Source organism: Ralstonia sp. 22111, from assembly GCF_052045895.1.
Classification (GTDB): Bacteria; Pseudomonadota; Gammaproteobacteria; order Burkholderiales; family Burkholderiaceae; genus Ralstonia; species Ralstonia wenshanensis.
Window position 1 is genome coordinate 142,281 of record NZ_JBQEPR010000011.1, and the last position, 15,952, is coordinate 158,232.

Annotated in this window: 31 protein-coding genes; all 31 read right to left on the reverse strand. The window is 59.9% G+C overall.

The window, feature by feature from the left end:
- Positions 1 to 15 precede the first annotated feature (15 nt).
- A complete protein-coding gene (gene cutA / locus ACTJK4_RS22750; protein WP_440475935.1) occupies positions 16 to 354 on the reverse strand; it encodes a divalent-cation tolerance protein CutA in 339 nt (112 codons plus the stop codon).
- Between the two features lie 158 nt (positions 355 to 512).
- Positions 513 to 911, reverse strand: coding sequence for a 50S ribosomal protein L17 (rplQ, locus tag ACTJK4_RS22755; protein ID WP_024977878.1), 399 nt, complete (start codon positions 909 to 911; stop codon positions 513 to 515).
- A 155-nt stretch (positions 912 to 1,066) separates the two neighbouring features.
- On the reverse strand, positions 1,067 to 2,047 hold the full coding sequence (locus ACTJK4_RS22760; RefSeq protein WP_004634508.1) for a DNA-directed RNA polymerase subunit alpha: 981 nt from the start codon (positions 2,045 to 2,047) through the stop codon (positions 1,067 to 1,069).
- A gap of 239 nt (positions 2,048 to 2,286) precedes the next feature.
- Positions 2,287 to 2,910 carry a 30S ribosomal protein S4 gene (gene rpsD / locus ACTJK4_RS22765; protein ID WP_092975823.1) on the reverse strand — a complete coding sequence of 208 codons (624 nt, stop codon included), beginning with the start codon at positions 2,908 to 2,910 and terminating at the stop codon, positions 2,287 to 2,289.
- 202 nt (positions 2,911 to 3,112) lie between these two features.
- Entirely contained in the window at positions 3,113 to 3,514 is a 402-nt protein-coding gene (rpsK, locus tag ACTJK4_RS22770) for a 30S ribosomal protein S11 (RefSeq protein WP_003264143.1), read from the reverse strand.
- A gap of 24 nt (positions 3,515 to 3,538) precedes the next feature.
- The gene (gene rpsM, locus ACTJK4_RS22775; protein WP_004634501.1) at positions 3,539 to 3,904 is read right to left on the reverse strand and encodes a 30S ribosomal protein S13; all 366 of its coding nucleotides are present in this window, start codon (positions 3,902 to 3,904) and stop codon (positions 3,539 to 3,541) included.
- A gap of 21 nt (positions 3,905 to 3,925) precedes the next feature.
- The gene (rpmJ, locus tag ACTJK4_RS22780) at positions 3,926 to 4,042 is read right to left on the reverse strand and encodes a 50S ribosomal protein L36 (protein WP_003264141.1); all 117 of its coding nucleotides are present in this window, start codon (positions 4,040 to 4,042) and stop codon (positions 3,926 to 3,928) included.
- Between the two features lie 30 nt (positions 4,043 to 4,072).
- Positions 4,073 to 4,291 (reverse strand): translation initiation factor IF-1, encoded by a 219-nt coding sequence (gene infA, locus ACTJK4_RS22785; protein ID WP_003264140.1) that lies wholly within the window; start codon positions 4,289 to 4,291, stop codon positions 4,073 to 4,075.
- A gap of 26 nt (positions 4,292 to 4,317) precedes the next feature.
- Positions 4,318 to 5,640, reverse strand: a complete 1,323-nt coding sequence (secY, locus tag ACTJK4_RS22790) for a preprotein translocase subunit SecY (protein ID WP_009277656.1) — start codon at positions 5,638 to 5,640, stop codon at positions 4,318 to 4,320.
- A gap of 57 nt (positions 5,641 to 5,697) precedes the next feature.
- Positions 5,698 to 6,129: a 50S ribosomal protein L15 gene (rplO, locus tag ACTJK4_RS22795; protein WP_024977880.1), complete on the reverse strand. Its 432-nt coding sequence runs from the start codon at positions 6,127 to 6,129 to the stop codon at positions 5,698 to 5,700.
- A gap of 18 nt (positions 6,130 to 6,147) precedes the next feature.
- A complete protein-coding gene (gene rpmD, locus ACTJK4_RS22800) occupies positions 6,148 to 6,330 on the reverse strand; it encodes a 50S ribosomal protein L30 (protein ID WP_003264137.1) in 183 nt (60 codons plus the stop codon).
- Positions 6,331 to 6,352: 22 nt separating this feature from the next.
- A complete protein-coding gene (gene rpsE / locus ACTJK4_RS22805; protein WP_004634493.1) occupies positions 6,353 to 6,871 on the reverse strand; it encodes a 30S ribosomal protein S5 in 519 nt (172 codons plus the stop codon).
- 21 nt (positions 6,872 to 6,892) lie between these two features.
- Positions 6,893 to 7,249, reverse strand: a complete 357-nt coding sequence (gene rplR, locus ACTJK4_RS22810; protein ID WP_004634492.1) for a 50S ribosomal protein L18 — start codon at positions 7,247 to 7,249, stop codon at positions 6,893 to 6,895.
- Between the two features lie 11 nt (positions 7,250 to 7,260).
- Entirely contained in the window at positions 7,261 to 7,794 is a 534-nt protein-coding gene (rplF, locus tag ACTJK4_RS22815) for a 50S ribosomal protein L6 (RefSeq protein ID WP_004634491.1), read from the reverse strand.
- A gap of 12 nt (positions 7,795 to 7,806) precedes the next feature.
- On the reverse strand, positions 7,807 to 8,202 hold the full coding sequence (gene rpsH, locus ACTJK4_RS22820) for a 30S ribosomal protein S8 (protein WP_004634489.1): 396 nt from the start codon (positions 8,200 to 8,202) through the stop codon (positions 7,807 to 7,809).
- A 27-nt stretch (positions 8,203 to 8,229) separates the two neighbouring features.
- Positions 8,230 to 8,535, reverse strand: a complete 306-nt coding sequence (gene rpsN / locus ACTJK4_RS22825) for a 30S ribosomal protein S14 (RefSeq protein ID WP_004634486.1) — start codon at positions 8,533 to 8,535, stop codon at positions 8,230 to 8,232.
- A 9-nt stretch (positions 8,536 to 8,544) separates the two neighbouring features.
- Entirely contained in the window at positions 8,545 to 9,087 is a 543-nt protein-coding gene (gene rplE, locus ACTJK4_RS22830; RefSeq protein ID WP_009241894.1) for a 50S ribosomal protein L5, read from the reverse strand.
- A 26-nt stretch (positions 9,088 to 9,113) separates the two neighbouring features.
- Complete coding sequence (gene rplX, locus ACTJK4_RS22835; protein ID WP_009241893.1) at positions 9,114 to 9,422, reverse strand: 50S ribosomal protein L24; 309 nt, start codon at positions 9,420 to 9,422, stop codon at positions 9,114 to 9,116.
- Positions 9,423 to 9,433: 11 nt separating this feature from the next.
- The gene (gene rplN / locus ACTJK4_RS22840) at positions 9,434 to 9,802 is read right to left on the reverse strand and encodes a 50S ribosomal protein L14 (protein WP_003264129.1); all 369 of its coding nucleotides are present in this window, start codon (positions 9,800 to 9,802) and stop codon (positions 9,434 to 9,436) included.
- A 267-nt stretch (positions 9,803 to 10,069) separates the two neighbouring features.
- Positions 10,070 to 10,339 carry a 30S ribosomal protein S17 gene (gene rpsQ, locus ACTJK4_RS22845; protein WP_004634482.1) on the reverse strand — a complete coding sequence of 90 codons (270 nt, stop codon included), beginning with the start codon at positions 10,337 to 10,339 and terminating at the stop codon, positions 10,070 to 10,072.
- Complete coding sequence (gene rpmC / locus ACTJK4_RS22850) at positions 10,336 to 10,530, reverse strand: 50S ribosomal protein L29 (protein ID WP_004634481.1); 195 nt, start codon at positions 10,528 to 10,530, stop codon at positions 10,336 to 10,338. The genes rpsQ and rpmC overlap by 4 nt, the downstream gene beginning before the upstream one ends.
- A gap of 12 nt (positions 10,531 to 10,542) precedes the next feature.
- Positions 10,543 to 10,959, reverse strand: a complete 417-nt coding sequence (gene rplP, locus ACTJK4_RS22855) for a 50S ribosomal protein L16 (protein ID WP_003264123.1) — start codon at positions 10,957 to 10,959, stop codon at positions 10,543 to 10,545.
- Between the two features lie 2 nt (positions 10,960 to 10,961).
- Positions 10,962 to 11,750 (reverse strand): 30S ribosomal protein S3, encoded by a 789-nt coding sequence (rpsC, locus tag ACTJK4_RS22860; RefSeq protein ID WP_009241892.1) that lies wholly within the window; start codon positions 11,748 to 11,750, stop codon positions 10,962 to 10,964.
- Between the two features lie 9 nt (positions 11,751 to 11,759).
- Entirely contained in the window at positions 11,760 to 12,089 is a 330-nt protein-coding gene (gene rplV / locus ACTJK4_RS22865) for a 50S ribosomal protein L22 (protein WP_004634479.1), read from the reverse strand.
- A gap of 9 nt (positions 12,090 to 12,098) precedes the next feature.
- The gene (rpsS, locus tag ACTJK4_RS22870; RefSeq protein WP_004634478.1) at positions 12,099 to 12,374 is read right to left on the reverse strand and encodes a 30S ribosomal protein S19; all 276 of its coding nucleotides are present in this window, start codon (positions 12,372 to 12,374) and stop codon (positions 12,099 to 12,101) included.
- Between the two features lie 21 nt (positions 12,375 to 12,395).
- Positions 12,396 to 13,226, reverse strand: coding sequence for a 50S ribosomal protein L2 (gene rplB, locus ACTJK4_RS22875; protein WP_004634477.1), 831 nt, complete (start codon positions 13,224 to 13,226; stop codon positions 12,396 to 12,398).
- Positions 13,227 to 13,228: 2 nt separating this feature from the next.
- The gene (rplW, locus tag ACTJK4_RS22880; protein WP_004634476.1) at positions 13,229 to 13,543 is read right to left on the reverse strand and encodes a 50S ribosomal protein L23; all 315 of its coding nucleotides are present in this window, start codon (positions 13,541 to 13,543) and stop codon (positions 13,229 to 13,231) included.
- Positions 13,540 to 14,160 carry a 50S ribosomal protein L4 gene (rplD, locus tag ACTJK4_RS22885; RefSeq protein ID WP_004634475.1) on the reverse strand — a complete coding sequence of 207 codons (621 nt, stop codon included), beginning with the start codon at positions 14,158 to 14,160 and terminating at the stop codon, positions 13,540 to 13,542. Before rplD ends, rplW begins: the two co-directional genes overlap by 4 nt.
- An 11-nt stretch (positions 14,161 to 14,171) precedes the next feature.
- Positions 14,172 to 14,825, reverse strand: coding sequence for a 50S ribosomal protein L3 (rplC, locus tag ACTJK4_RS22890; RefSeq protein ID WP_024977883.1), 654 nt, complete (start codon positions 14,823 to 14,825; stop codon positions 14,172 to 14,174).
- A 285-nt stretch (positions 14,826 to 15,110) separates the two neighbouring features.
- Positions 15,111 to 15,422, reverse strand: a complete 312-nt coding sequence (gene rpsJ / locus ACTJK4_RS22895) for a 30S ribosomal protein S10 (protein ID WP_004634473.1) — start codon at positions 15,420 to 15,422, stop codon at positions 15,111 to 15,113.
- 107 nt (positions 15,423 to 15,529) lie between these two features.
- The coding region (locus ACTJK4_RS22900; protein WP_440819059.1) for an EF-Tu/IF-2/RF-3 family GTPase at positions 15,530 to 15,952 on the reverse strand (423 nt) is incomplete at its 5' end.

The window sequence follows — 15,952 nt, forward strand, 5'->3', positions numbered from 1 at the left end:
AACGGCACTCGAACATCAATTGGAAGGCTGGCGCGTTTCGTTGGCCACCCACGCAAGATACGCCGGCAAGCCTGCTGCCACCGGTACAGCGATGATCTCGGGGATCTCGTATGGATGCGCCTTGCGTAACGCCAGCTCCAACGCCGGGTAGGCTGCGTGCGTGGTCTTGATCAGCAGCGGGATCTCGGCGGCGTGCTCGATCGCACCATTCCACCAGTACGTCGACGCGCAAGCCGGCAAGCGATTGACGCATGCCGCTGCACGAGATTCCAGCACGACCTTGGTTACGCGATCCGCACTATCGGCGTCGGGCAAATTGGTCAGCACGAGCAGTACTTCGGTTCCGGCGGACATAGGTACTCCAGGGATGCACGCTGACAGCTAGAACACCGAAAGCGGGCAACAAAAAAGCCAGGATGCGAATCCTGGCTTCATTGTAATGCGCGCCGGAGCACGCATTCTTGGGCTTGGCCAACGCGACGCCATGTCGCGCCGGCAAACCTGGGCTGACCTTACTCGGCAGCGCCGTCGACTTCCACAGCTTCGGCAACTTCCGGACGGTCGAGCAGCTCGACCAGCGCCATCGGCGCATTGTCGCCCTGACGGAAGCCGAACTTCAGGATACGGGTGTAGCCGCCCGGACGGGTCGCGAAACGCGGGCCCAGTTCGTTGAACAGCTTGGTAACCATGTCGCGATCGCGCAGGCGGGCAAATGCCAGACGGCGGTTTGCGACGGTGTCCTTCTTGGCCAGCGTGATCAGCGGCTCGACAACCTTGCGCAGTTCCTTGGCCTTCGGCAGCGTGGTCTTGATCAGCTCGTGCTGCAGCAGCGAGTTGGACATGTTGCGCAGCATCGCGAGACGGTGCGACGAGGTGCGGTTCAGTTTCCGCAAACCATGACGGTGACGCATGATGATTCCTTCTTAGGAGTGTTTGACCAGCTCTTCTATCGCCGCCACGTGTACAACGCGGCGTGGCGCGGGCCGGTAGCCTTAACAATAAGCCACCCAAAACGGAGATGGCGAGAAAACCGGCCGATGCTCACGCACCGGCCGACGATTACGATTTACTTCTCGAGACCTGCGGGCGGCCAGTTCTCGAGCTTCATGCCGAGCGTCAGGCCACGCGATGCGAGGACTTCCTTGATCTCGTTGAGCGACTTGCGACCCAGGTTCGGGGTCTTGAGCAGTTCGTTCTCGGTACGTTGGATCAGGTCGCCGATGTAATAGATGTTCTCGGCCTTCAGGCAGTTGGCCGAACGCACCGTCAGTTCCAGGTCGTCGACCGGGCGCAGCAGGATCGGATCGATCTGCGGCGCACGAGCAGCGGCGGCCTCCGCAGCGCTTTCGGTGCCCTCCAGCGCGGCGAACACCGACAGCTGATCAACCAGGATGCGAGCCGACTGGCGAATCGCCTCTTCCGGCGAGATCACGCCGTTGGTCTCGATGTTCATCACCAGTTTGTCGAGGTCGGTACGCTGCTCCACACGTGCAGACTCCACCGCGTACGACACACGGCGCACCGGTGCGAACGACGCGTCCAGCACGATACGGCCGATAACCTTGCTCGACTCATCGCCAAACTTGCGCACGTTGCCCGGCACATAGCCGCGGCCTTGCTCGACCTTCAACTGCAGATCCAGCTTGCCACCGGCCGACAGGTTGGCGATCACGTGACCCGGATTGATGATCTCGACATCGTGCGGCAGCTCGATATCGGCGGCGGTCACCACACCCTCACCTTCCTTGCGCAGCGACACCGTGACTTCATCACGATTGTGCAGCTTGAACACCACGCCCTTCAGGTTCAGCAGCAGGTTGACGACGTCTTCCTGCACGCCATCGATGGTGGAATACTCGTGGACGACCCCAGCGATCGTGACTTCGGTCGGAGCATAGCCAACCATCGACGACAGCAGCACGCGGCGCAGCGCGTTACCGAGCGTGTGGCCGTAGCCTCGCTCGAACGGTTCCATGACGACCTTCGCGTGATGATCGCCAAGCGGCTCAACCGCAATAATTTTGGGCTTCAGGAGTGCTGTTTGCATTAGGTTGTCCTATTTCAATACCCTCGGCTCGTTACACCGATAAGGCTGACGGATTGGACTGGAAAGGTTCCATCGCGGACGTTGCGACGGAAGACGCACATGCCGCAATCGCGTTGCGGCACGTAACGATTCGGATTGGATCGGCGCCCAAATATCGCAGGCGCGTGAACACAATATCGTTGACGATGAGCGTCCCCAGAAGGCGCACGAGCCCGCACTTTGAAGTACGGGCGTCGTCATTAACGCGAATACAGTTCGACGATCAGGCTTTCGTTGATGTCGCCAGCGATATCCGCACGATCCGGGGCTTGCTTGAAGGTGCCTTCCATCTTCTTGGCGTCCACGGCAACCCAGATCGGGAAACCAGTCTGCTCGGCCAGCGACAGCGATTCCGCAATACGCACTTGCTTCTTCGACTTTTCGCGGATGGCAATCACGTCGCCCGACTTGACCTGAGCCGACGGCACGTTCAGAGCTTGGCCGTTCACCAGGATCGCCTTGTGCGACACCAGTTGACGCGCTTCTGCGCGGGTCGAGCCGAAGCCCATGCGGTAAACGACGTTATCCAGGCGCGATTCCAACAATTGCAGCAGGGTTTCACCCGTGTTGCCCTTGCGGCGATCGGCTTCGGCGAAGTAACGGCGGAATTGACGCTCCAGCACGCCATAGATGCGCTTGACCTTCTGCTTTTCACGCAGTTGGTTACCGTAGTCGGAGGTGCGGGCGCCGGAAGTGCGGCCGTGCTGACCAGGCTTGCTGTCCAGCTTGCACTTGTCGGCGAGCGAGCGGCGTGCGCTCTTCAGGAAAAGGTCAGTACCTTCGCGGCGAGACAGTTTCGCCTTGGGACCGGTATAGCGTGCCACGTTATGTTCCTTCGTTATCAGTCATCCGTGGCGCACGGCCGCGGATGGTCCGCCGCTCAGCCCCAACAACAGGACCGCAGCGAACAGTGGGCTTATGAAAAGACAAAACCCGCCTTCCGGAAAATTCGGAAGACAGGCAAGCGAGCGAGTATAGCACCCGCAGACCAGCCTCGCCAGCAACTGGAGAGGCCGGTCGAATCACTTAGATACGACGACGCTTCGGCGGACGGCAGCCGTTGTGCGGCACCGGCGTCACGTCTTCGATCAACTGGATCTTGATACCCAGATTGTTCAGTGCACGCACCGCCGACTCACGACCCGGGCCCGGGCCCTTGATGCGCACTTCCAGGTTCTTGATGCCTTGGTCCTGCGCCACGCGGCCAGCACTCTCGGCTGCCACCTGAGCAGCGAAAGGCGTGGATTTACGCGAGCCCTTGAAGCCTTGGCCACCCGACGTCGCCCACGACAGAGCGTTGCCCTGACGGTCGGTGATCGTGATGATCGTGTTGTTGAACGACGCGTGAACGTGCGCGATGCCGTCGGCGACGTTCTTGCGAACCTTCTTACGCGCGCGCTGGGCGGCGGTATTCGCTGCTTTTGCCATAGTTCCTATCCTTTACCCGACGGATTACTTCTTGAGCGCGACGCCGGCCTTGCGCGGACCCTTACGGGTACGGGCATTGGTGCGGGTACGCTGACCACGCATCGGCAGGCCCTTGCGATGGCGCACGCCACGGTAGCAGCCCAGATCCATCAGGCGCTTGATGTTCATCGTCGTTTCACGGCGCAGGTCGCCTTCGACGAGGAACTTCTCGATTTCCTTACGCAGCGCGTCCTGGTCCGGATCCGTCAGGTCCTTGACCTTCTTGTCGGTCGGGATACCAGTAGCCTCGCAAATCTTCTGAGCGCGCGAGCGGCCGATACCGTAGATCGCCGTCAGGCCAATCACGGTATGTTTGTGGTTGGGGATGTTGACCCCTGCGATACGTGCCATTCGTCAATCCTCTTTGCGAAATTAGCCTTGGCGCTGCTTATGACGCGGGTCCGACGAGCAGATCACACGCACCACGCCCTTGCGCTTGATGATTTTGCAGTTGCGGCAAATGCGCTTAACAGAAGCCAGCACTTTCATGATTTTCCTCTTCCTTCAATTCCAGTCCGCTCACTTCGCCCGGAATACGATGCGCGCGCGGGACAGATCATACGGGGTCAATTCGACCGTCACCTTGTCCCCGGGCAAGATGCGGATGTAATGCATGCGCATCTTGCCGGAAATATGGCCTAACACTACGTGGCCGTTCTCTAGCTTGACGCGAAACGTTGCGTTGGGGAGGTTTTCCAGCACCTCGCCCTGCATCTGGATCACGTCATCTTTAGCCATGTCCCTTCAGGTTCGTGCGATCACTCCTAGCGGAGCGTCAGGTTTCCCTTGAAATTCGCCTTCTTCATCAAAGACTCGTACTGCTGAGACATCACGTAGGACTGCACTTGCGCCATGAAGTCCATCGTGACGACCACGATGATCAACAGGGACGTCCCACCGAAGTAGAACGGCACATTCCAACGCAGCACCAAGAACTCTGGCAACAGACACACCAGCGTGATGTAGATCGCACCCGCCAGGGTCAAACGCACCAAAATCTTGTCGATATACCGCGTGGTTTGCTCGCCCGGACGGATGCCCGGGATGAACGCACCACTCTTCTTCAAGTTATCCGCCACTTCGCGGCTGTTATAGACCAGCGCGGTGTAGAAGAAACAGAAGAAGATGATCGCCGCTGCATACAGCAGGATGTACACCGGCTGACCCGGCGACAGCGTTGCTGCCAGATCCTTGACGACCCGTGCGACCGGATTCGTCGAGTTACCGGCTGTAAACCAGCCCGCGATCGTAGCTGGGAACAGAATGATCGACGACGCAAAGATCGGCGGAATCACCCCAGCCATATTCAACTTCAGCGGCAGATGCGACGACTGTCCGCCATAAATCTTGTTACCAACTTGCCGCTTGGCGTAGTTGACGAGGATCTTGCGCTGGCCGCGTTCAATGAACACGACCACAAACGTCACCGCACCGATAATCGCCACCACCAGGATCGCTGAGAAAATCCCCATCGAACCCGTACGCACCAGCTCGAACAATCCGCCGATCGCGTTGGGGAGGCCCGCAGCAATTCCGCCAAAAATGATGATCGAGATCCCGTTGCCCAGACCGCGCTCGGTGATCTGCTCACCCAGCCACATCAAGAACATCGTGCCCGTCACCAGCGTAATCACTGCGGTGGCCCGGAACATCAGACCCGGATCCAGCACCAGACCCGGCTGCGCTTCAAGCGCCACTGCAATCCCCAGCGCCTGGAACGTTGCCAGGACGACCGTACCGTAGCGCGTGTACTGCGTAATCTTGCGCTGGCCGGCTTGGCCTTCCTTCTTCAACGATTCCAGCTGCGGCAGCACGATCGTCAGCAGTTGCATGATGATCGACGCCGAGATGTACGGCATGATCCCCAGCGCAAACACCGTGAAACGCGACAGCGCGCCGCCGGAGAACAGGTTGAACATCCCAAGGATGCCGCCCGACTGCCGTTGGAAAAGCTGCGCCAGTTGATCCGGGTCGATGCCAGGCACAGGAATGTGCGCGCCGATCCGGTACACCAGCAGTGCCAGAACCAGGAACACCAGCCGACGGCGAAGATCGCCGTATTTGGCCGTGTTCTTGGCCTGGGCCATCACATTAGGTTTCGCCGTGGCCAAACGGATGCTCCGTCAGTGTGAAACAGCAGGCTATTAGGCCAGCGAGCCACCAGCTGCTTCGATTGCGGCTTTCGCCCCAGCCGTCGCGCCGATACCCTTCAGAGTGACCTTCTTGTCGATTTCACCCGACAAGATCACCTTGGCGCTCTTGACCATCTCGCCAACGAGGCCGGCTTGCTTCAGGGACAGCAGATCGATTTCCTCGATCGGCAGGCCCGCGAGGTCGCCCAGACGCACTTCAGCGGTGAATTCCTTGGTCAGCGAGGTAAAACCACGCTTGGGCAGACGACGATGCAGGGGCATCTGGCCGCCTTCGAAGCCGACCTTGTGGAAACCACCCGAACGCGACTTCTGACCCTTGTGACCACGACCAGCCGTCTTGCCCAGGCCCGAACCAATACCGCGACCCACGCGGCGCTTGGCGTGCTTGGAGCCGGCTGCCGGCTTCAGGTTATTCAGTTGCATGTTCTTCTCCGTCTTGCCTTAGCCGATGACCTTGACCAGGTAGGACACCTTGTTGATCATGCCGCGCACTGCGGGCGTGTCCTGCAATTCGGACACCGAGTTCATGCGGCGCAGGCCCAGGCCGCGCACCGTGGCGCGGTGGTCTTCGCGCGTACCGATCAGGCTGCGCACGAGTTGGACTTTCACGGTTTTCTGCGACATATCGTTCACCTATCCCTTCGGCTTAGCCGAGGATCTCTTCGACCGACTTGCCACGCTTGGCGGCAACTTCGGCCGGGGTGCTCATCTTGCGCAGGCCATCCAGCGTTGCGCGCACCATGTTGTAAGGATTGGTCGAACCGTGCGACTTGGTCACGATGTTCGTCACGCCCATCACTTCGAAGATAGCGCGCATCGGACCACCGGCGATCACGCCAGTACCGTCCTTCGCGGGCATCATCTGCACCTTTGCGGCGCCATGCTTGCCAACCACTTCGTGCTGCAGCGTACCGTTCTTCAGCGGGACCTTGACCATCTTGCGACGGGCTTCGTCCATTGCCTTCTGCACGGCCACAGGCACTTCCTTAGCCTTACCCTTGCCCATGCCGATACGGCCGTCGCCGTCGCCGACCACAGTCAGAGCGGCGAAACCGAGAATCCGGCCGCCCTTGACCACCTTGGTCACACGGTTGACCGCGATCATCTTCTCGCGAAGACCGTCGTCGCGTTCGTCCCCTTGGACCTTAGGTTGAATTTTTGCCATGACGATATCCTCTATGCCGGCTTAGAACTTCAGGCCAGCTTCGCGTGCCGCGTCGGCCAGAGCCTTTACGCGACCGTGATAACGGAAACCCGAGCGATCGAACGCCACGGCTTCGATGCCGGCAGCCTTCGCCTTCTCAGCGATACGCTTACCCACCAGGGTGGCAGCAGCGGTGTTGCCACCGTTGCCGTTCAGTTCCTTGCGGACTTCGGCTTCCGCCGTCGAGGCCGAAGCCAGGACCTTGGTGCCATCTTCCGAGAAGACCTGCGCATAAATGTGCAGGTTCGTACGGTGCACAGCCAGACGGGCGACGCTCAGTTCCGCAATTTTCAGGCGGGTCTGACGTGCACGGCGCAGACGCGAGTCATTTTTGTTCATGATGTGCACCCTTACTTCTTCTTGGTTTCCTTCAGGATCACACGCTCATCGGCGTAGCGCACACCCTTGCCCTTGTAGGGCTCCGGCGGACGATAACCACGCACTTCAGCGGCGACCTGACCAACTTTTTGCTTGTCCGAACCCTTGATGATGATCTCGGTCTGCGTCGGCGTTTCCGCCTTCACGCCTTCCGGCATCTCATGGATCACGTCGTGCGAGAAACCGAGTTGCAGCTTCAGAGCAGTGCCCTGAACCGATGCACGGTAACCCACGCCGACCAGGTTCAGCTTGCGCTCGAAGCCCGTCGTCACACCCTTGACCATGTTGGCCGTCAGGGCGCGCATCGTACCTTGCAGCGCATTGGCTTCACGCGACTCATCTGCCGGCGCGAACGTGATCGTGCCGTTGTCGGTGTTGACCTTGACAAGCGAGTGAATCGGCTGCGTCAGAGTGCCCAGCGGGCCCTTAACGGTCAGCAGACCACCTGCGAAATTGACTTCTGCGCCCTTGGGCAGCGCGATGGGAGCCTTACCTACGCGAGACATGGTTCCCCTCCCTTAGGCGACGTAGCAAATGACTTCGCCACCGACACCGGTTGCGCGGGCGCGGCGGTCCGTCATCAGACCCTGGGGGGTCGAGATGATGGCGACACCCAGGCCGTTCATCACTTGCGGGATTTCATTACGGCCCTTGTACACACGCAGACCAGGCTTCGAGACGCGCTCCAGGCGCTCGATGACCGGACGGCCAGCGTAGTACTTCAGACCAATCGTCAGCGTGGACTTGCCACCCTGCTCGGTCACGGCGAATTCGTCGATGTAGCCTTCGTCCTTCAGGACTTTGGCGATTGCCACCTTCAGCTTCGACGACGGCATGACCACCGACGCTTTTTCCACCGCTTGCGCGTTGCGGATACGCGTCAGCATATCGGCGATCGGATCGCTCATGCTCATACTGTTTCTCCTGTAGCCTGTGCGTGATTACCAGCTGGCTTTCGTCAGACCCGGGATCTCGCCCTTGAAGGCGATCTCGCGGAGCTTGTTACGCGCCAGGCCGAACTTACGGAACGTACCGCGGGGACGACCGGTGATCGAGCAGCGGTTGCGCTGACGAGTCGGATTTGCATTGCGCGGCAGCGCTTGCAACTTCAGACGCGCTTCGTAGCGCTCTTCTTCCGACTTGCTTTGGTCGGCCACGATGGCTTCGAGAGCGGCGCGCTTCTCAGCGTACTTGGCCACGAGCTTGGCACGCTTCTTCTCGCGTTCGATCAGAGACAATTTAGCCACGGTAACCCCTTAATTACGGAACGGGAACTTGAACGCGTTGAGGAGCGCCTTCGCTTCCTCGTCGTTCTTCGCAGTCGTCGTGATGCTGATATTCAGACCACGGAGTGCGTCGATCTTGTCGTATTCAATCTCGGGGAAAATGATCTGCTCTTTCACACCGATGTTGTAGTTGCCACGACCATCGAACGCCTTGCCGGACACACCACGGAAGTCGCGCACGCGGGGCAGCGACACAGTGATGAAGCGATCCAGGAATTCGTACATACGTTGGCCACGCAGCGTGACCATCGTGCCGATCGGGTAACCCTGGCGGATCTTGAAGCCGGCGATAGCCTTGCGGGCCTTCGTCACGATGGGCTTCTGGCCAGCGATCTTGATCAGGTCGCCCGTGGCGTGCTCAATGACTTTCTTGTCATTGATGGCTTCGCCAAGACCCATGTTCAGGGTGATCTTGGTGATGCGCGGCACTTCCATCACGGACTTGTAACCAAACTGCTTGATCAGTTCGGGCACAACCTTTTCTTTGTAAAACTCTTGCAGACGTGCAGTCATGCTCAACTCCTCTCTATTGCCCAGAATCAAGCGCCGACGGCAGCACCGGTAGTCTTCAGCACGCGCGTCTTCACGCCGCCTTCAACCTTGATGCCGACGCGCGACGGCTTGCCATTGGCATCCACGAGCGCAACGTTCGAAATATGGATGGGCATGACCTTGTCGACCACACCACCCGTCGTACCCAGCATCGGGTTCGGGCGCACGTGCTTCTTGGCAACGTTCACGCCTTCAACCGTCACATGCTCGGCCAGCACGGCCAGCACGGTACCTTGCTTGCCCTTGTCTTTACCGGTACGGACGATGACGCGATCGCCCTTGCGAATCTTGTTCATGCGGCCTCCGATTACAGCACTTCCGGCGCGAGCGACACGATCTTCATGAAGCGCTCGGTACGGAGTTCGCGAGTGACCGGCCCGAAAATGCGGGTGCCGATCGGCTCAAGCTTGGTGTTCAGCAGCACGGCGGCATTGCCGTCGAACTTGATGAGCGAGCCGTCAGGACGGCGCACGCCCTTAGCGGTACGCACCACCACGGCGTTGTAGATATCGCCCTTCTTCACGCGACCACGCGGGGCAGCATCCTTGACGCTGACCTTGATGATGTCGCCGACGCTGGCGTAGCGGCGCTTCGAACCGCCCAGCACCTTGATGCACATGACTTCACGCGCACCCGTGTTATCGGCCACTTCGAGCCGGCTTTCTGTCTGAATCATGGTGTTCTCGTCCCAACTTAATTCGCCAAGCGCACAATGCGCAGAGGCGATCAGTCTTGGTCCCGCCGGCTGCTGGCATTGCGCCAACTGCGATTGGGTTGATCAACTTGAAGTCGGTAGCTGCCCGACGGCGATTGCCGCCTGGCCCATTCGCTTTTCCCCTCACTTGAGCCGCCAGCAGGTTTGCCGGCCACCCTCACAAAGGGAAAGACCGAGACTATATCACATAATCTCGGCCTTGCAACAGCAAACTACTCCGCTGTTGTTTTAGATCACGCGTGCAGCTTCAAGCAGACGCGACACCACCCACGACTTCGTGCGGGACAGCGGACGCGATTCGGTGATCTCAACCTTGTCGCCTTCGTTGTACTGGTTGGCTTCGTCGTGCGCGTGGTACTTCTTCGAGCGCACCACGTACTTGCCGTACAGCGGATGCTTGACGCGGTTTTCGATCAGGACCGTGACGGTCTTGTCCATCTTGTTGCTGACAACGCGACCGACGAGCGTGCGCTTCAGGGACGTTGCGGCTTCAGTCATTTCTGGTTCCCCTTCTGGCCCAGCACGGTGCGGACACGCGCGATGTCACGACGCACTTTCTTCAGCTGGCTGGTGTTCTGCAGCTGTTGCGTCGCTTTTTGCATGCGCAGGCCAAATTGGGCCTTCAGCAGCTCGGAGAGCTCCTGGTTCAGCCCGGCGACATCTTTGTCGCGCAGTTCGGATGCTTTCATGGTGTGTGCTCCTTACGTTCCGACCTGACGCACCACGAAGCTGGTCGCGATCGGCAGCTTGGCAGCGGCCAAGCGGAAAGCCTCGCGTGCCAGTTCTTCGCCAACGCCGTCCATTTCGTACAGCATCTTGCCCGGCTGAATTTCAGCCACGTAGTATTCCGGGTTGCCCTTACCGTTACCCATACGGACTTCGGCAGGCTTCTTCGAGATCGGCTTGTCCGGGAAAATCCGGATCCAAATGCGGCCGCCACGCTTGATGTGACGGGTCATCGCACGACGGGCCGACTCAATCTGACGCGCCGTCAGACGGCCACGGCCCATCGCCTTCAGACCGAATTCGCCGAACGAGACTGCGTTGCCGCGCGTCGCGATACCGGTGTTACGGCCCTTCTGCTCCTTGCGGTACTTCCTGCGCTTAGGTTGCAGCATGTTTATTCTCCAGTCTTGGCGTCGGCGCCACGACGGGCACCTGCACCAGCACCGCGGCGCTGACCGGCCGGGCGACCTTCGCCCTCACGGCGACGACCTTCCGGGCGACCCGGACGCTTGCGACGCTCTTCTTGCGGCTCTTCCACGACGGGTGCGTCGTTGCGACCAAGGTGGTCACCCTTGTACACCCACACCTTGACACCGATGATGCCGTAGGTGGTTTCCGCTTCGGAGAAGCCGTAGTCGATATCGGCGCGCAGCGTGTGCAGGGGCACACGGCCTTCGCGGTACCACTCGGTACGGGCGATTTCGATGCCGTTCAGACGGCCCGAGCTCATGATCTTGATGCCTTGGGCACCCAGACGCATCGCGTTCTGCATCGCGCGCTTCATTGCGCGACGGAACATAATGCGGCGCTCGAGCTGCTGGGTGATCGAATCGGCGATCAGCTGTGCATCGACTTCCGGCTTGCGGATTTCTTCGATGTTCACGTGCACGGGCACGCCCATGCGACGCTGCAGCTCAGCCTTCAGCAGTTCGATGTCCTCGCCCTTCTTGCCGATCACCACGCCCGGACGCGAGCTGTAAATGGTGATACGAGCATTCTTGGCCGGACGCTCGATGACCACGCGGCCCACCGACGCGTTCTTCAGCTTCTTCTTCAGAAACTCGCGAACCTCGATGTCTTCCTTGAGCATGCCGGCAAACTGGGTGTTGCTCGCGTACCAACGCGATGCCCAGTTACGGCTGACAGCCAGACGGAAGCCAGTCGGATGAATCTTCTGTCCCATCGTGACCCCTTAGTTGCCCAGCGTCACAGTGATGTGACAGGTTTGTTTCTCGATGCGGTTGCCACGGCCCTTTGCACGCGCCGTGAAGCGCTTGAGCGACGTAGCCTTGTCGATGTAGATCGACTTGACCTTCAGCTCGTCGATGTCGGCGCCTTCATTGTGCTCGGCGTTCGCGATGGCGGACTCAACCACCTTCTTCACGATGCCAGCCGCCTTCTTCGGGCTGAACGTCAGCACGTTGAGCGCGCGCTCGATCGACAGGCCGCGGATCTGGTCAGCAACCAGCCGCGTCTTCTGTGCGGAGATACGGGCGCCGCGATGAATCGCTTTAACTTCCATGATTGCCCCTTATCGCTTCGCTTTCTTGTCGGCAGCGTGGCCCTTGAACGTACGCGTGAGCGCAAATTCGCCGAGCTTGTGGCCAACCATGTTTTCCGTGACATACACGGGCACGTGCTGACGGCCGTTGTGAACGGCGATCGTCAGGCCGATGAAGTCCGGCAGAATGGTCGAACGACGCGACCACGTCTTGATGGGCTTCTTGTCCTTCGTTTGCACCGCCGCCTCAACCTTCTTCAGCAGGTGGGCGTCAATGAAAGGACCCTTTTTTACGGAACGAGTCATATCTAAGCTCCTACCTACCGATTAACGCTTGTGACGGCGCTGAACGATCATGCTGTCAGTGCGCTTGTTACGACGGGTGCGGTAGCCCTTGGTCGGCGTGCCCCACGGGGACACCGGATCACGGCCAGCAGCAGTCTTACCTTCACCACCACCGTGCGGGTGATCGACCGGGTTCATCACCACACCGCGAACGGTCGGGCGAATACCGCGCCAACGAGTTGCACCGGCCTTACCGATCTGGCGCAGGCTGTGTTCTTCGTTGCCGACTTCACCGATGGTCGCGCGGCACTCGATGTGCACGCGGCGCACCTCACCCGAGCGCAGTCGCACTTGAGCGTAGATGCCTTCGCGAGCCAGCAGCACGGCGGACGTCCCAGCCGAACGGGCAACTTGAGCACCCTTGCCCGGCAGGATTTCCACGCAGTGGATTGTCGTACCGACCGGAATGTTGCGGATCGGCAGGTTGTTACCGGCCTTGATCGGCGCTTCCGAGCCGTTAGCGATGGCTTGGCCAACCACAGCGCCCTTCGGGGCGATGATGTAGCGGCGCTCGCCGTCAGCGAACAGCACGAGCGCGATGTTGGCGCTACGGTTCGGATCGTATTCCAAGCGTTCGATCTTGGCCGGGATACCGTCCTTATCGTTACGCTTGAAGTCGACGACGCGATAGTGATGCTTGTGACCACCGCCCTTATGACGCGTGGTGATGTGGCCGTTGTTGTTACGACCCGACTTCTGGATTTGCTTTTCCAGCAGCGGAGCGTGCGGCGCGCCCTTGTGAAGGTCGGGGTTAACGACCTTCACCATCGAGCGGCGGCCCGGCGATGTCGGCTTGGTTTTGACGAGTGCCATGATTACTTGGCCTCCGCTTCAAAATTGATTTCCTGGCCCGGCTTCAGCGAAACATAGGCCTTCTTCACGTGATCACGACGACCCATGAAGCGACCGAAGCGCTTTTGCTTGCCCTTCTGGTTCAGGATCTGGACGGACTCAACTTCGACCTTGAACAGCAGTTCGACGGCAGCCTTCACTTCGCCCTTGTTGGCGTCGCGAGCCACTTCGAACACGACCTGTTCGTTCTTCTCGGCCACCAGGGTTGCCTTTTCAGACACCACAGGCGCCAGCAGCACCTGCATCAGGCGATGGTCGTTCTTGGCAACTTGCGTCATTTCAGCAACTCCTCGATCTGCGCGACGGCTGCCTTGGTCACGAGCACCTTCTTGTAGTGCACGAGCGACAGCGGGTCGGCGTGACGCGGCTCAACCACGAGCACGTGCGCCAGGTTGCGCGATGCCAGGAAGAGGTTTTCGTCCAGGTTATCGGTAATCACGAGCACCGAATCCAGGCCCATGGCGCGGAACTTGTCGGCCAGCAGCTTGGTTTTGGGCGCGTCGACGGACAGGCTGTCAACGACGTTGATGCGACCTTCACGGGCAAGCTGCGAATAAATCGAGCGCATGCCGGCGCGGTACATCTTCTTGTTGACCTTCTGCGAGAAGTTTTCTTCCGGGCTGTTCGGGAAGATACGACCACCCCCGCGCCACAGCGGGGAGGAGCTCATACCTGCACGGGCGCGGCCCGTACCCTTTTGACGCCACGGCTTCTTGGTCGTGTGCTTGACCTCTTCACGGTCCTTCTGCTTACGGTTGCCGCTGCGAGCGTTGGCTTGGTAAGCGACGACGACTTGGTGAACGAGGGCTTCGTTGTAGTCACGGCCGAAGACTTCCGGCGAGGCAGCAACGCCGGCGCCGAGTTGACCGTTGTCCTGGAGCAGCTTCAGTTCCATGCGTTTGCTCCTTATGCCTTCTTGGCGCGGGCCTTCACGGCCGGCGTGACGATGACTTGACCGCCCTTGGCGCCCGGAATCGCACCCTTGACCAGCAGCAGCTTGCGCTCTGCGTCGATCTTGGCGATTTCCAGGTTTTGAACGGTACGGGTGACGTCACCCATGTGACCGGTCATGCGCTTACCCGGGAACACACGACCCGGATCCTGCGCCATACCGATCGAGCCCGGCACGTTGTGCGAGCGCGAGTTACCGTGCGAGGCGCGGCCCGACGAGAAGTGGTAACGCTTGATGGTACCGGCGTAGCCCTTACCAATCGTCACACCCTGGACGTCGATCTTTTGACCGACTTCGAACAGGTCGACGCTGATGTTCGCGCCAGGCTGGAATTCAGCGGCACGAGCGGCATCCACTCGGAATTCTTTGATGACTTCGCCCGCTTCCACGCCGGCTTTGGCGAGATGACCCGCCAGCGGCTTGGTGACGCGGCTGGCGCGTCGGGTGCCGAAGGTGACTTGAACCGCGGTGTAACCGTCGGTCTCGTCCGTCTTGATTTGCGTCACGCGGTTGTCGCCGACCTCGAGCACGGTAACGGGAATCGAATCGCCGTCGTCCGTGAAAATACGGGTCATGCCAACCTTGCGACCTACAAGGCCAAGGCTCATGGTTTGCTCCATTCCCAGCTGCGATTGGCCGGGGCTGATTGATACTACGAATCTTGAACTGGACTGCGCCTAAAGAGACAGCGCGAGGCCAAATGGCCAGCCCACTCCCCCGACTAAAGGGGTAGCCCTACAATATATCCGGGTTACGAACAATATGCAAGAGCGATTGCCGGATGGCGGTCCGGACGTCGTGTGCGATGCAACATCCAGTGCTCAAAAGCAAAACGGCGAGCACTTGGCTCGCCGCTTGCCCGTTACCGGAGTGGCCCGGCAGCGTTGTGTTGCTTACTGCAGCTTGATCTCGACGTCCACGCCAGCCGGCAAGTCCAGCTTCATCAGCGCATCGACGGTCTTGTCCGTCGGGTCGACGATGTCCATCAGGCGCTGGTGCGTGCGGATTTCGAACTGGTCGCGGCTGGTCTTGTTGACGTGCGGCGAACGCAGAACGTCGAAACGCTGGATGCGGGTCGGCAGGGGCACCGGGCCCTTGACGATCGCGCCGGTGCGCTTGGCGGTCTCGACGATTTCAGCGGCCGACTGGTCGATCAGGCGATAGTCGAAAGCTTTCAGGCGGATACGGATCTTCTGGTTCTGCATGATGTTTCCTTAAAGAGCATGGCGGCCAGGCCGCCGGTAAATTGAAAGAGCGATGCAACAGGCGATGCGCTGCGCCCCTTACGACGAACAGCGCATCGATCCGCCTTTTACTTCAGGATCTTGGCAACGACGCCAGCACCCACGGTACGGCCGCCTTCACGGATAGCGAAGCGCAGACCTTCTTCCATGGCGATCGGGGCGATCAGCTTGACGGTGATCGACACGTTGTCGCCCGGCATGACCATTTCCTTGCCTTCCGGCAGGGCGATCGAGCCGGTCACGTCCGTCGTACGGAAGTAGAACTGCGGGCGGTAGTTGTTGAAGAACGGCGTGTGACGGCCGCCTTCGTCCTTCGACAGGATGTAGACCTCGCCCGTGAAGTGCGTGTGCGGCTTGATCGAACCCGGCTTGCACAGCACTTGGCCGCGCTCGACATCTTCGCGCTTCGTGCCGCGCAGCAGAATACCGACGTTGTCGCCTGCTTGACCTTGGTCCAGCAGCTTGCGGAACATTTCCACGCCCGTGCAGGT

Coding starts and splice junctions, on each gene's coding strand:
- cutA (WP_440475935.1), bottom strand. CDS start 354: ATGTCCGCCGGAACCGAAGTACTGCTCGTGCTGACCAATTTGCCCGAC.
- rplQ (WP_024977878.1), bottom strand. CDS start 911: ATGCGTCACCGTCATGGTTTGCGGAAACTGAACCGCACCTCGTCGCAC.
- ACTJK4_RS22760 (WP_004634508.1), bottom strand. CDS start 2,047: ATGCAAACAGCACTCCTGAAGCCCAAAATTATTGCGGTTGAGCCGCTT.
- rpsK (WP_003264143.1), bottom strand. CDS start 3,514: ATGGCAAAAGCAGCGAATACCGCCGCCCAGCGCGCGCGTAAGAAGGTT.
- rpsM (WP_004634501.1), bottom strand. CDS start 3,904: ATGGCACGTATCGCAGGGGTCAACATCCCCAACCACAAACATACCGTG.
- rpmJ (WP_003264141.1), bottom strand. CDS start 4,042: ATGAAAGTGCTGGCTTCTGTTAAGCGCATTTGCCGCAACTGCAAAATC.
- infA (WP_003264140.1), bottom strand. CDS start 4,291: ATGGCTAAAGATGACGTGATCCAGATGCAGGGCGAGGTGCTGGAAAAC.
- secY (WP_009277656.1), bottom strand. CDS start 5,640: ATGGCCCAGGCCAAGAACACGGCCAAATACGGCGATCTTCGCCGTCGG.
- rplO (WP_024977880.1), bottom strand. CDS start 6,129: ATGCAACTGAATAACCTGAAGCCGGCAGCCGGCTCCAAGCACGCCAAG.
- rpmD (WP_003264137.1), bottom strand. CDS start 6,330: ATGTCGCAGAAAACCGTGAAAGTCCAACTCGTGCGCAGCCTGATCGGT.
- rpsE (WP_004634493.1), bottom strand. CDS start 6,871: ATGGCAAAAATTCAACCTAAGGTCCAAGGGGACGAACGCGACGACGGT.
- rplR (WP_004634492.1), bottom strand. CDS start 7,249: ATGAACAAAAATGACTCGCGTCTGCGCCGTGCACGTCAGACCCGCCTG.
- rplF (WP_004634491.1), bottom strand. CDS start 7,794: ATGTCTCGCGTAGGTAAGGCTCCCATCGCGCTGCCCAAGGGCGCAGAA.
- rpsH (WP_004634489.1), bottom strand. CDS start 8,202: ATGAGCATGAGCGATCCGATCGCCGATATGCTGACGCGTATCCGCAAC.
- rplE (WP_009241894.1), bottom strand. CDS start 9,087: ATGACTGCACGTCTGCAAGAGTTTTACAAAGAAAAGGTTGTGCCCGAA.
- rplX (WP_009241893.1), bottom strand. CDS start 9,422: ATGAACAAGATTCGCAAGGGCGATCGCGTCATCGTCCGTACCGGTAAA.
- rplN (WP_003264129.1), bottom strand. CDS start 9,802: ATGATTCAGACAGAAAGCCGGCTCGAAGTGGCCGATAACACGGGTGCG.
- rpsQ (WP_004634482.1), bottom strand. CDS start 10,339: ATGACTGAAGCCGCAACGTCCCTGAAGCGCACGCTCGTCGGTCGCGTT.
- rpmC (WP_004634481.1), bottom strand. CDS start 10,530: ATGAAAGCATCCGAACTGCGCGACAAAGATGTCGCCGGGCTGAACCAG.
- rplP (WP_003264123.1), bottom strand. CDS start 10,959: ATGCTGCAACCTAAGCGCAGGAAGTACCGCAAGGAGCAGAAGGGCCGT.
- rpsC (WP_009241892.1), bottom strand. CDS start 11,750: ATGGGACAGAAGATTCATCCGACTGGCTTCCGTCTGGCTGTCAGCCGT.
- rplV (WP_004634479.1), bottom strand. CDS start 12,089: ATGGAAGTTAAAGCGATTCATCGCGGCGCCCGTATCTCCGCACAGAAG.
- rpsS (WP_004634478.1), bottom strand. CDS start 12,374: ATGACTCGTTCCGTAAAAAAGGGTCCTTTCATTGACGCCCACCTGCTG.
- rplB (WP_004634477.1), bottom strand. CDS start 13,226: ATGGCACTCGTCAAAACCAAGCCGACATCGCCGGGCCGCCGCTCGATG.
- rplW (WP_004634476.1), bottom strand. CDS start 13,543: ATGACGCAAGTTGCCAAGAACGACCATCGCCTGATGCAGGTGCTGCTG.
- rplD (WP_004634475.1), bottom strand. CDS start 14,160: ATGGAACTGAAGCTGCTCCAGGACAACGGTCAACTCGGCGCCGGCGTT.
- rplC (WP_024977883.1), bottom strand. CDS start 14,825: ATGAGCCTTGGCCTTGTAGGTCGCAAGGTTGGCATGACCCGTATTTTC.
- rpsJ (WP_004634473.1), bottom strand. CDS start 15,422: ATGCAGAACCAGAAGATCCGTATCCGCCTGAAAGCTTTCGACTATCGC.